Source organism: Actinomycetospora sp. (genome assembly GCF_055612215.1).
The window spans coordinates 1-12,212 of record NZ_JBVPVA010000262.1 but is presented as its reverse complement, the minus strand read 5'-3'; the positions used below and the strand labels follow the sequence as shown (position 1 = coordinate 12,212).

The window sequence follows — 12,212 nt, the reverse complement described above, 5'->3', positions numbered from 1 at the left end:
GTCCTTGATCAGCTCGGTGATCGTGGTCTCGTGGAAGACCTTGAGGTCGGACTCGTAGTCACCGGTGCGGCGGTGGTCCTCCTGCTGCAGCGACACGATCTTCTGCTGCAGCGTGCGGATGAGCTCGAGCCCGGTGCGGTCGCCGACGTGTGCGAGCCGGGGGAACTGGTGCCCCCCGAAGTTGCGCTGGCTGATCTTGCCCTCGGGCGTGCGGTCGAACAGCGCCCCGTAGGTCTCGAGCTCCCAGACGCGCTCCGGCGCCTCCTTCGCGTGCAGCTCGGCCATGCGCCAGTTGTTGAGGAACTTCCCGCCACGCATGGTGTCGCGGAAGTGGACGGTCCAGTTGTCGTTCGGGTTCGCGTTGCCCATCGACGCGGCGATCCCGCCCTCGGCCATGACGGTGTGCGCCTTGCCGAACAACGACTTCGAAATGATCGCGACCCGCTTGCCGCGCATCCGGGCCTCGATCGCGGCCCGCAGCCCCGCGCCGCCCGCCCCGATGACCAGGACGTCGTAGGTGTGGTGGGTGATCTCCGGCGTGCCCGGCTCGGCGCCGGCCGCCTCGGTTCCCTGGGTCATCAGTTCACGATCCTCAGGTCGGAAATGGTCCCGCTCGCGACGAGCATGATGTAGAAGTCGGTGAGGATCAGCGTCCCGATCGTGATCCACGCGAAGAGCATGTGACGCGTGTTCAGCTTCGAGACCGCGGTCCAGACCTTGTAGCGCACCGGGTGCCGCGAGAAGTGCTTGAGCCGCCCGCCCGTGATGTGGCGGCAGGAGTGGCACGAGGCGGTGTAGAGCCAGAGCCCGATGACGTTGATCAACAGGATGATGTTGCCGAGGCCGAGCCCGAACCGGGCGGAGCCGTCGGGGGCGTCGCTCTGGAAGGACACGACCATGTCGTAGGTGTTGATCACCGAGATGAGGAACGCCACGTAGAAGAAGTACCGGTGCGCGTTCTGCAGGATGAGCGGGAAGCGGGTCTCCCCCGAGTACTTGCTGTGCGGCTCGGACACCGCGCACGCCGGCGGCGACGCCCAGAACGCCCGATAGTACGACTTCCGGTAGTAGTAGCAGGTGATCCGGAAGCCGAGCAGGAACGGCAGCGAGATGATCGCCAGCGGGATCCAGGCCGGGAACTCCGGCAGGAACGCCCCGAAGTGGCTCGAGCCCGGGACGCAGCTCGCCGAGAGGCACGGCGAGTAGAACGGCGACAGGTAGTGGTACTGGGCCACGAAGTAGGCCGAGCCCCAGAACGCCCGGATCGTCGCGTAGACGACGAAGGTCGCGAGGCCCAGCGCGTTGATCAGCGGTGGGAGCCACCAGCGGTCGCGCCGCAGGGTCCGTTCCCGGATGTCGGCGCGCGCCGTGGCGAACGGGGGGGTGGCGCCGTGGTCGCGCTCTGTGGTGGTCAATGCACCTGTCCTCGTCGACGGAGCCGGTCGGCGTCCGCACGTCCTGCCGCGACCCGCAGCGGTCGTGGTGGTGACCGCGCGCGGCTGGTGACCCGCGACGCCGAGCCGCGTGGTGCGAGGCACATTACGACGGTCGGTCGTGGGCTGTCGTCCGGGTCACAGGCGACGCCGCCGTGATCCCGGTCACCGGAAGGTGTCGGCGACGTCCTCGCTGGTCAGACCCGCGGCTCGGCGGCCGGTTCGACGTCCTCGAGGTCGGGATCCGCCTCGTCGAGCTCGGCCCCGCGCTGCGCCATCTCGGTGCGTACGACCTCGTAGGCCAGCCCTGCGCCGTAGCCCTTCCGGGCGAGCATCCCGACGAGACGCCGGGCCGCGACCGGGGGTTCGAGCCGGTCGAGCGACGGCAGCCGCCGCCGGACCAGTTCGCGGGCCTTCGCCCGCTCCGCGTCGGCGTCGAGGCCCGCGACGGCCTCGTCGGCGGTCTCGGACTCGACGCCCTTGCGCCGCAGCTCCTGGGACAGCGCCCGCCGGCCGAGTCCCCGGTGGCGGTGACGGGAGTCGACCCACTGCTCGGCGAACGCCGCGTCGTCGAGCAGCCGCACCTCCACCAGCCGGTCGAGCACGGTGGCGGCGACCTCGTCGTCGAACCCCCGCCGCTCCAGCTCGCCCGCCAGCTCGGCGCGGGTGCGGGCCCGCGTCGTCAACAGGTTCAGGCAGACCGTGCGGGCCGCGGACTCCGGGTCCGCCGGCGGGTCGGCCTCGCGGTCACGAGGGTGGCCGTCCGCGGTGTGGCCGCCGGCGTCGGGCGGTTCGGCGGCGGGCCGTCGACGACGCCGCCCGAAGCCCCCTCCTCCGAGCTGCCCCACCTCAGAAGTCGACCGGGGCGGGGGTGGTCTCGTCGGCGTCGAGCTTCGGGCCGACCCCGAGCTTCTCCTTGATCCGCTTCTCGATCTCGCCGGCGACGTCCGGGTTCTCCCGGAGGAACTTCCGGGCGTTCTCCTTGCCCTGCCCGAGCTGGTCGCCGTCGTAGGTGTACCAGGCACCGGACTTGCGGACGATGCCCTGCTCGACGCCCACGTCGATCAGCGAGCCCTCCTTGGAGATGCCGATCCCGTAGAGCATGTCGAACTCGGCCTGCTTGAACGGCGGTGCGACCTTGTTCTTGACGACCTTGACGCGCGTGCGGTTGCCGACCGCGTCGGTGCCGTCCTTCAGCGTCTCGATCCGGCGGATGTCCAGGCGCACCGAGGAGTAGAACTTCAGCGCCTTGCCGCCGGTGGTCGTCTCCGGCGAGCCGAACATGACGCCGACCTTCTCGCGCAGCTGGTTGATGAAGATCGCCGTGGTGCCCGAGGCGTGGAGCGCGCCGGTGATCTTGCGCAGCGCCTGGCTCATGAGCCGGGCCTGCAGGCCGACGTGGCTGTCGCCCATGTCGCCCTCGATCTCGGCGCGCGGCACCAGCGCGGCCACCGAGTCGACGACGATGACGTCCAGCGCGTTCGACCGGATCAGCATGTCCATGATCTCGAGCGCCTGCTCGCCGGTGTCCGGCTGGGAGACCAGCAGGGCGTCGGTGTCGACCCCGAGCGCCTTCGCGTACTCCGGGTCGAGCGCGTGCTCGGCGTCGATGAACGCCGCCACCCCGCCCGCGGCCTGGGCGTTGGCCACCGCGTGCAGCGTCAGGGTCGTCTTCCCCGAGGACTCCGGGCCGTAGATCTCCACGACCCGGCCGCGGGGCAGGCCGCCCACGCCGAGGGCGACGTCGAGCGCGATCGAGCCGGTGGAGATGACGTTGACCGGCGCGCGGCCGTCGTCGCCCAGCCGCATGATCGAGCCCTTGCCGAACTGCTTGTCGATCTGCGCGAGCGCGAGCTCCAGCGCCTTGTCGCGGTCCGGTGCCTGAGGCATTCGGGTTTCCCCCTCGGGACGGGTGTGGTCCGGCGCTGGGTCCGGGTTCGTGAGCGGACGCTAGGCCGGGGGTCCGACACCGTGGTGCCGGCGGTGTTCGGCTGTGGACGGATCGGGCCGCCGGTGCCGCTGTGGACGACCGGCTCGGGCGTTCAGCGTAGACGAACAGGTGTTCGATGCCCCAGGGGGACACGCCGACGATCGTCCCCCGTCGCGGTCACCGGCGTTCGGCGGGGACCTCGAACTCGGCGCAGACCGCCCGCCACACGTCGCGCGGGTCGACACCGGCCTCGAGCGCCTGCTCGACCGTGCGGCCGTCGAGCGCGGAGAACACGTGGTCGGAGCTGATGGACGCGGCGCGCACCGCGCCGAACTCGTCGGCCATGAGCTGCCGGAAGTGGGTCAGACGCACCCGTCCGAGCGTAGGGACGGCGTCGGCCCCGACCGGCGCCCGGGCCGGGTCGCCTACCGTGGGGTCGTGGACGCCCTGCTGCTCGTCGTCGGCCAGATCGACCTGCACTCCACGGGCCCGGCGTGGCTGTGGGACGTCGCCGGGGTGCTCGCGCTGGTGGCCGTCCTTGTCGTGCTGCTGCGCTGGTGGGCCTCCCAGCGCCGCCGCTGAGGCGTCCGGTCCGGCGTCGCTGTCGGACCCCCGGGGCACCATGGTGGGGTGACCGTTCCCGAGGGCGTGCTCGAGCGCTTCTCCCCCGCCACGCGCGACTGGTTCTCCGGCGCGTTCGGGGCGCCGACGGCCGCGCAGGCCGGGGCCTGGGACGCGGTCGCCGACGGCGAGCACGCGCTCGTCGTGGCCCCCACCGGCTCCGGCAAGACGCTGGCCGCCTTCCTCTGGGCGCTGGACCGGCTGGCGGCCGCCCCGGTGCCCGAGGAGCCGCAGCGCCGCTGCCGCGTCCTCTACGTCTCCCCCATGAAGGCGCTGACGGTCGACGTGCAGCGCAACCTGCGCTCGCCGCTGGCCGGGCTGCGCCAGGCCACGCACCGGCTCGGGCTGCCCGAGCCGGACATCACGGTGGGCTCCCGCACCGGCGACACCCCGGCCGACGAGCGGCGCAGCTTCAACCGCACCCCGCCCGACGTGCTCGTGACCACCCCGGAATCCCTCTTCCTGCTGCTGACCTCGGCGGCGCGGGAGTCGCTGCGCGGGGTCGAGACCGTGATCGTCGACGAGGTCCACGCGGTCCTCGCCTCGAAGCGCGGCGCACACCTCGCCCTGTCCCTCGAGCGTCTCGACGCGCTGCTCGACGCCCCCGCGCAGCGCATCGGGCTCTCGGCGACGGTCCGCCCGGTGGAGGAGGTCTCGACGTTCCTCGCCGGCGGCCGCCCGGTGCGGGTGGTGCAGCCCGAGTCGGCGAAGGTCGTCCAGGTCAGCGTGGTCGTCCCGGTCGAGGACATGAGCGCGCTGGACGCCGGTGACAACGCCTCGGGCCCGGGCGCCGAGGAGGAGGTCGAGGGCTCGGCGGCCGGGGCGGCGCAGCGGGCCTCCATCTGGCCGGCGGTGCAGGAGAAGGTGCTCGACCTCGTCGAGGGCCACCGCTCGACGATCGTCTTCGCGAACTCCCGTCGCCTGGCCGAGCGGCTCACCGCACGGATCAACGAGCTGGCCACCGAGCGCGCGGCGGTGGCGGCCGCCGAGCGGGAGCCGGTGGACCTCGACGACGGGGACCTCGACGACCGGGACGACGACGGGGATGACGACGGGGACGACGACGGTCCCCGGGCCCGGGACGACGAGCGGGACGAGATCGCCCCGGTGATCGGGCGGGTCGGGCCGTTCCCGGCCGAGGCGGTCGGCCAGTCCGGGGTGGCCGAACCGGCCGAGGTGATCGTCGCCCGCGCCCACCACGGGTCGATGAGCCGGGCACAGCGCACGCTCGTGGAGGAGGCCCTGAAGTCCGGGCAGCTGCCGTGCGTGGTGGCCACCTCCAGCCTGGAGCTCGGCATCGACATGGGCGCGGTCGACCTGGTGGTCCAGGTCGAGGCGCCGCCGTCGGTCGCGAGCGGGCTGCAGCGGGTCGGCCGCGCGGGCCACCAGGTCGGCGCGGTGTCCGAGGGCGTGGTCTTCCCGAAGTACCGCGGCGACCTGGTGTCGTGCGCCGTGGTCGCCGAGCGCATGGCGGCCGGGAAGATCGAGGCGATGCGCTACCCGCGCAACCCGCTCGACGTCCTCGCCCAGCACGTGGTGGCCATGACGGCGATGGAGAACTGGTCGCTGTCCGAGGTCACCGCGCTCGTGCGCCGGGCCGCGCCCTTCAGCGGGCTGCCCGACTCGGCGATGACCTCGGTGCTCGACATGCTCGCCGGCCGCTACCCGAGCGAGGACTTCGGCGAACTGCGGCCGCGCATCACGTGGGACCGCGTCACCGACGAGCTCGCCGGGCGGCCCGGCGCACAGCGCCTGGCGGTCACCTCCGGCGGCACGATCCCCGACCGCGGCCTCTACACCGTGGTGACGCCCGGGTCCGGGGAGAACGGCACGGGCGGGTCCCGGGTCGGGGAGCTCGACGAGGAGATGGTCTACGAGTCCCGCGCGGGCGACACGTTCCTGCTCGGCTCCACCGCCTGGCGCGTCCTGGACATCACCCGCGACCGGGTGATCGCCGAGCCCGCGCCCGGGGTGCCGGCCCGGATGCCGTTCTGGAAGGGCGACGCGCCGGGGCGCCCGCTCGAGCTCGGGCGCGCGCTCGGGGCGTTCGTCCGCGAGATCGCGGGCGCCGACGACGCCGTGGCCCGGGAGCGCGCGGCGGCCGCCGGGCTCGACGCCTGGGCGGTGGACAACCTCGTCGGCTACCTGGGCGAGCAGCGGGAGGCCACGCGCCACGTCCCCAGCGACCGGACGATCGTCGTGGAGCGCTTCCGCGACGAGCTCGGCGACTGGCGGATCGTGGTGCACTCGCCGTTCGGCGCGCAGGTCAACGCGCCGTGGGCGCTCGCCATCGCCGCGCGATTCCGCGAGCAGCGCGGCCTCGAGGTCTCGGCGGCCTCCGCCGACGACGGGATCGTGCTCCGCCTGCCCGACACCCTCGACGACGCCGGCGAGGAGATCCTGCCGGGCGCCGAGGACATCCTGCTCGACCCGGACGAGGTGGAGCAGATGGTCACCGCGGAGGTCAGCGGGTCGGCCGTGTTCGCCGCCCGGTTCAGGGAGTGCGCAGCCCGCTCGCTGCTGCTCCCCCGCCGCGACCCGACCCGCCGGACCCCGTTGTGGCAGCAGCGCCAGAAGGCCTCGCAGCTGCTCTCGGTGGCGGCCAAGTACGAGCAGTTCCCGGTGGTGCTGGAGACCTACCGGGAGTGCCTGCAGGACGTCTACGACGTGCCCGGGCTCGTCGAGCTGATGCGCGACATCCGGTCGCGCAGCGTGCAGGTCGTCGACGTCGCCACGCCGTCGGCGTCGCCGTTCGCCCGCACGCTGATGTTCGGCTACGTGGGGATGTTCCTCTACGAGATGGACGCCCCGCTGGCCGAGCGGCGTGCGGCGGCGCTCTCGCTGGACTCGACGCTGCTCGCGGAGCTGCTGGGCTCGGAGGCCATCCGGGAGCTCCTCGACCCGGCGGTGGTCGCCGAGATCGAGGCCGGGCTGCAGCGCACCGACCCGGAGCGGCACGTGCGCGACGTCGAGGGCACCGCCGACCTGCTGCGCTTCGTCGGCGACCTCACCACGGCCGAGGCCGCCACCCGCGGCGTGCGGGAGGAGTGGCTCGTCGAGCTGGAGTCCGCGCGCCGGGCGCTCCGCGTGAAGATCGCCGGCGAGCAGCGGTGGGTCGCGATCGAGGACGCCGGGCGGCTGCGCGACGCGCTCGGCGCCGGTCTGCCGGTGGGGGTGCCGGAGGCGTTCACCGAGCCGGTCGCCGATCCGCTGGGCGACCTGCTGTCCCGCTACGCCCGCACCCGCGGGCCGTTCCCGGCCGCGGCGCCGGCCCGCCGCTTCGGGCTGGGGATCGCGGTGGTGACGGCGGTGCTCGAGCGGATGACGGGCGCCGGGCGACTGGCCAAGGGGGAACTCCGGCCCTCCGACGCGCCGCCCCTGCCCGGCGACGACGCCGCCCCGGGCGGCGGACCCGGCCCGGGCGTCGACTACTGCGACGCCGAGGTGCTGCGGCGCATCCGGCGGGGCTCGCTCGCGCGGCTGCGCGCGGAGGTCGAGCCGGTGGAGCCCGCGGCCCTCGGACGCTTCCTGCCGTCCTGGCACGGGATCGGCGGCCGCCGTCGGCGCGCTCCGGGGCCCGACGACGTCCTCGGGGTGGTCGAGCAGCTCGCCGGCGCCCCGATCCCCGCGAGCGCGTGGGAGTCGCTGGTCCTGCCCGTGCGGCTGCCGGGCTACCAGCCGGCTCTCCTCGACGAGCTGACCAGCGCCGGGGAGGTGACGTGGACGGGCTGCGGGACGCTCTCGGGCGGCGACGGCTGGCTCGCCCTGGCCCCCGCGGACGTCGCCGACCTGATGCTGCCCGATCCGGAGGCGGATCTGGCCGGCACGCCGTTGCACCGGGCACTGCTCGAGGCCCTCGACGGCGGCGGCGCGCTCTTCTTCCGCCAGCTCGCCGACCGCGCCGGGGCGATCCTGCGCGATGCCGACGAGAAGCCCCCCGACGACCCGGCCACCGTCGAGGCCCTTTGGGACCTGGTCTGGGCCGGGTACGCCACGAACGACACCCTCGCGCCGGTGCGGGCGCTCGTCTCGGGCGGCGGCGGCCGGTCCAAGGCGACCCACCAGCGCAAACGGGCCCCGTCGCGGGGGCGCTACGCGCGGGTGGGCCGGCCGCAGATGCCGTCGCGCACCGGGCCACCGACCGCGGCCGGCCGCTGGTCGCTCGTCCCGCCGCGCGAGGCGGACCCCACCCGGCGTACGCAGGCGCGGACCGAGTCGTTCCTCGAGCGGCACGGGGTGCTCACCCGGGGCGCGCTGGACACCGAGCGGGTCACCGGCGGGTTCTCGGGCATCTACCCGGTGCTGCGCGCGATGGAGGAGTCGGGGCGCTGCCGCCGCGGCTACGTCGTCGAGGGTCTCGGGGCCGCGCAGTTCGCCGTGCCGGGCGCGATCGACCGGCTGCGGGCGACCTCCCGCGACGACGACGCCTCCGCCCGCGGGCAGGGCTCGGTGGTGCTCGCGGCGACCGACCCCGCCCAGCCCTGGGGGGCGGCGCTCGACTGGCCGGCGACCCGCGCCGCGCAGGACGGCACGACCGGTCACCGGCCGGGCCGCAAGGCGGGCGCGCTCGTCGTGCTCAGCGACGGCGAGCCGTCGATCTACGTCGAGCGCGGCGGGCGGTCGCTGCTGTCCTTCACCGACGACCACGAGACGCTCGCCGCGGCCGCGGGGGCCCTCTCGGCGGCGGTCCGCGAAGGCTGGTTGGGTGGTCTCTCGGTGGAGCGGACCGACGGGTCGGGCGCACTCGACGGGGTGCTCGCGGAGGCGCTGGCCGAGGCCGGCTTCCGCAACAGCCCGAAGGGCCTGCGGCTGCGGGCCTGAGACGAGCCGCTCCGCCGCGACGAGAGGAGAGGACGTGGCGCTGGCGTGTCCGAGCTGCGAGGAGGCGGCCGCGGAGTACGTCGGGATGGCCGACGACGGGCGCAACGAGATGCGCTGCACGGCGTGCGGCCACCACTGGCTCCTCGGCGCCAAGCCGGTGTCGCCCCGGGCGGTGGCCCCGAAGCCGGCGCCGAAGGCCGCCCGGTCGCCGGCCCCCCGGGCGCCCGCCCCCCGGCCCCCCGCCCCCCGGGCGACGCCCCCGCCCCGCGCGGCGGCGGTCGGCGCCCCGGCCGCGACCCCCGCGGTGGCACGCTTCCCCACCCTCGACGACGTCGGGGACGAGGCGCTGCGCCGCCTGGCCGCCCTCAAGGCGGCGTGGCCCCGGGTCCGCCCGCGGCCCGATCCCTACGCGGCGGACTTCCGCCGGCTGCACGAGCTGATGTTCAGCCGGGCCGGGCTGCCGCACACCGAGCCGGGCCAGCTGCGGGACTTCGTGACCTCCGACGTCCTCGCCCTGTCCGGCAACACGACCTCGTTCGCCCGCGAGTGGCGTCGTCTCGGTGACCGCGACGCCTCCCGCCGCTTCCGCGGGGTCGTCGAGTACCTCCTGCGGGGCGAGAACGGCGAGGACGTCGACACCGACGACGACCTCCCGCTGCCCGACCGGTTCACCGCCCTCGCCGAGGGTCGCTCGGAGCACGCCATGGGCGGGGTCCGCGAGCCCGTGCTGACGCGGATCCTGGCGGTCGCCCGGCCCGAGCGGTTTCTGCCCGTACTGACCGTCGACGGCGGGTCCGGGGGCGAGGGCAAGCGGGAGCTCACCCGCAGCGTCCTGGGCCTCGAGCTCCCCACCCTCGACCGGGGACGGCACACGGTGGGACGCCTGGCGTGCGGTTCGAACGACCTGCTCGTCGACGCGCTCGGCGCCGGCTTCCCCGACCTCGACGACGCGGCCGCGTTCCTGATCTGGGCGCACGGCCAGAACTGACCGTGAGGGCGTCGGGGCTCAGCCCCCATCGGCCCAGGCCGCCACCGCGGCGCGCAGCTCCGCCCGACGCGCGTCGTCGACGAAGGCCGCCTCGACGGCGTTCCCGGCCAGGGTGCGCACCTGGGCCCGGGAGAGGTGGAGGGCGTCGGCGACCGCGCGGTGGTTGTCGTCGACGTAGCCGCCGAAGTACGCCGGGTCGTCGGAGTGGACGCTCACGGCGAGCCCGGCGTCGAGCATCCGCGCGAGGGGGTGCTCGGCGAGGGTGTCGACGGTGCGCAGCCGCACGTTCGACAGCGGGCACACCGTCAGCGGCACGGCCTCGCGGGCGAGGCGGCGCACCAGGTCCGGGTCGTCGAGGCTGCGGATGCCGTGGTCGATGCGCTCGACCCCGAGGACGTCGAGGGCGTCGGTGACGTAGGCGGCCGGGCCCTCCTCCCCGGCGTGCGCGACCAGGCGCAGACCCTCCGCCCGCGCCCGGGCGTAGACCTCCGCGAAGTCCGCGGGCGGGTGACCGACCTCCGCCGAGTCGAGCCCGATCCCGAGCAGCGGGACGCCCGCCCGGACGAGCGCGTCGAGCACCTCCAGGGCCTCCGCGGCCGGGCGGTCGCGCAGGAAGCACGGGATCAGGCCCGTCGTGAGGCCGGCGGGCGCCGCGGCCAGCGCCCCGGAGACGCCCTCGAGCACCGCCTCGAGGGCGACACCGCGGGCGAGGTGGGCCTGCGGGTCGACGAACAGCTCGACGTGCCGGACCCCGCCGGCCGCCGCCCGCGCGAGGTACGCGGCCGTCATCGCCGCGAAGTCCTCGGCGGTGCGCAGCACGGCCATGTTCGCGTAGTAGAGCTCGAGGAAGTGGCCGAGGTCGGTGAAGGCGTAGCGGGAGCGCAGGTCGTCCAGGTCGGCGTAGGGCAGGGCGACGCCGCCGCGGTCGGCCAGGTCGAGGATCAGCTCGGGCTCGAGGGTGCCCTCGACGTGGACGTGCAGCTCGACGGCCGGCGGGGTGTCGTGCGCGCTCATGGGGGCGCATCCTCGCTCACGGCACCGCCGGGGCCCCCAGCACCGGGAGGTCCCGGGCCGCGCCGGGACTCGTCGGGTCGCACCCCACGCGGTGGAGGCGGCAGAGCACGCCGCCGGTGGTCCGCTCGAACCGCGCCGCGAGCCCGCGCATCAGCTCCGCGCGGTCGGTGGCACGGTCCGCGGCCAGCCAGGCCGCACGCAGCGCCGCGTCGTCCTGCTCCGACCACGGCAGACCCGACCGGGGCGCCCGGGCCGGCCGCCAGGTCGGCGGCGGCTCCCACGACCGCGGACCCCACCCCGTCCGCCCCGGGAACGGCACCAGGTCCCCGAGGCCGTCGCCGTCCTCGTCGGGCCGGTCGTCCCGCCACCCGAACCGCGCGCGCTCCTCGGCGAACGGGTCGTCGAGCGGGTCCGGGGGGCCGTCCGGGGGCTCGTCGGCGAGCCGCAGCGGCGGGTCGAGCGGGCCGGTCGAGCCGTACTGGTCGTCCGCCCACGCGGCGCGCACCAGGGCGTGCAGCCGCCGGGCGGGCAGCGACACCGTCCGCGTCCAGGCCTCCGGGTCGTCGGGCCCGTCGACCGGGACGATCGCGACGTAGGCCCGCCCGTCGAGCACCTGCACCCGCAGTTCGTGGCCCGCCTCGCGGACCGTGATCATCTCGCGCATGGCCGCCACGGTGGCCGCGCCGCACCGACGGGCACAACGTCGGGCGACCGAGCCTGTGGACAACCCGGCCCGTCCACAGGTGCCGCTGCTCCGAACGGCAGTAACCGCCGCACGGGGCTCCCACGGTGTCGGTGCCCCGGTGCACCATGCCGATCATGACCAGCTCCGAGACCTCGGACGAGCCCGCCGTCGCCGGGCTCGACGCCACCGCGCTGCGGCCGTGGAACGTCGTCGCGATCGCCGTCTCGGCGATCTCACCGACCACCTCGGTCTTCCTCGTCTACGGCTCGGTCCTCGAGGTCTCGGGGACCGGCGTGGTGTGGGCGTTCGTCGTCGGCGCCCTGATCGCGCTGGCGATGGCGCTCTGCTACGCCGAGGTCGGGTCGGTCTTCCCGTCCGCGGGCGGGGTGTACGCGCTCGTGCGGGGGGCGCTGGGCCCGGTCGCGGGCGGGGTCACCGCGGTGCTGTTCATGCTGCTCGGGCTCGTGTCGACCGCGTCGATCCTGGTGGCCGCGGCCACCTACGTGGGCGCGCTGACCCCGGCGGGCTCGTTGTCCACCGCGGTCACCGGGCTGATCGCCTTCGGGTTCCTGCTGCTGGTGACGGCGCTGTCGGTCGGTCGCATCGCGCCGGCGAGCTGGGCGGCCGCCGGCATGCTCGCGCTGGAGATCGCCGTGATCGTGGTGTTCACCGTGGCCGCGTTCGCCCACCCCGCGGCCGGGGCGGCGGCGGCCTTCACCA

Annotated in this window: 11 protein-coding genes; 4 read left to right on the top strand and 7 right to left on the bottom strand. The window is 74.9% G+C overall.

Going from position 1 to position 12,212, the window contains the following annotated elements:
• From AC0CYZ_RS07305 to AC0CYZ_RS07285, 5 genes are all read right to left on the bottom strand, one after another.
• Nucleotides 1–579, bottom strand: a 579-nt coding sequence (locus tag AC0CYZ_RS07305; protein WP_472213779.1) for an FAD-dependent oxidoreductase, incomplete at its 3' end; no start/stop codon positions are given.
• Nucleotides 579–1,415 carry a hypothetical protein gene (locus AC0CYZ_RS07300; protein WP_472213778.1) on the bottom strand — a complete coding sequence of 279 codons (837 nt, stop codon included), beginning with the start codon at nucleotides 1,413–1,415 and terminating at the stop codon, nucleotides 579–581. The genes AC0CYZ_RS07305 and AC0CYZ_RS07300, both read right to left, overlap by 1 nt.
• 215 nt (nucleotides 1,416–1,630) lie before the next feature.
• On the bottom strand, nucleotides 1,631–2,281 hold the full coding sequence (locus AC0CYZ_RS07295; protein ID WP_472213776.1) for a regulatory protein RecX: 651 nt from the start codon (nucleotides 2,279–2,281) through the stop codon (nucleotides 1,631–1,633).
• Between the two features lies 1 nt (nucleotide 2,282).
• Nucleotides 2,283–3,323 (bottom strand): recombinase RecA, encoded by a 1,041-nt coding sequence (gene recA / locus AC0CYZ_RS07290; RefSeq protein WP_472213774.1) that lies wholly within the window; start codon nucleotides 3,321–3,323, stop codon nucleotides 2,283–2,285.
• Between the two features lie 217 nt (nucleotides 3,324–3,540).
• Nucleotides 3,541–3,735: a DUF3046 domain-containing protein gene (locus AC0CYZ_RS07285; protein ID WP_472213772.1), complete on the bottom strand. Its 195-nt coding sequence runs from the start codon at nucleotides 3,733–3,735 to the stop codon at nucleotides 3,541–3,543.
• 66 nt (nucleotides 3,736–3,801) lie between these two features.
• Here AC0CYZ_RS07285 and AC0CYZ_RS07280 point away from each other — a divergent pair, with 66 nt between their 5' ends.
• From AC0CYZ_RS07280 to AC0CYZ_RS07270, 3 genes are all read left to right on the top strand, one after another.
• A complete protein-coding gene (locus AC0CYZ_RS07280; protein WP_472213770.1) occupies nucleotides 3,802–3,945 on the top strand; it encodes a hypothetical protein in 144 nt (47 codons plus the stop codon).
• 66 nt (nucleotides 3,946–4,011) lie between these two features.
• Complete coding sequence (locus AC0CYZ_RS07275; RefSeq protein WP_472213781.1) at nucleotides 4,012–8,805, top strand: Lhr family helicase; 4,794 nt, start codon at nucleotides 4,012–4,014, stop codon at nucleotides 8,803–8,805.
• A 34-nt stretch (nucleotides 8,806–8,839) separates the two neighbouring features.
• Nucleotides 8,840–9,793, top strand: a complete 954-nt coding sequence (locus AC0CYZ_RS07270) for a hypothetical protein (RefSeq protein WP_472213768.1) — start codon at nucleotides 8,840–8,842, stop codon at nucleotides 9,791–9,793.
• Nucleotides 9,794–9,811: 18 nt separating this feature from the next.
• On the opposite strand, the gene AC0CYZ_RS07265 is transcribed toward AC0CYZ_RS07270, so the two are convergent.
• Both AC0CYZ_RS07265 and AC0CYZ_RS07260 read right to left on the bottom strand, forming a co-directional pair.
• Nucleotides 9,812–10,807 carry an adenosine deaminase gene (locus AC0CYZ_RS07265; RefSeq protein ID WP_472213766.1) on the bottom strand — a complete coding sequence of 332 codons (996 nt, stop codon included), beginning with the start codon at nucleotides 10,805–10,807 and terminating at the stop codon, nucleotides 9,812–9,814.
• Between the two features lie 16 nt (nucleotides 10,808–10,823).
• On the bottom strand, nucleotides 10,824–11,471 hold the full coding sequence (locus tag AC0CYZ_RS07260) for a hypothetical protein (RefSeq protein ID WP_472213764.1): 648 nt from the start codon (nucleotides 11,469–11,471) through the stop codon (nucleotides 10,824–10,826).
• Between the two features lie 155 nt (nucleotides 11,472–11,626).
• Between AC0CYZ_RS07260 and AC0CYZ_RS07255 the strand changes: the two genes are divergently transcribed.
• The coding region (locus AC0CYZ_RS07255) for an amino acid permease (RefSeq protein ID WP_472213762.1) at nucleotides 11,627–12,212 on the top strand (586 nt) is incomplete at its 3' end.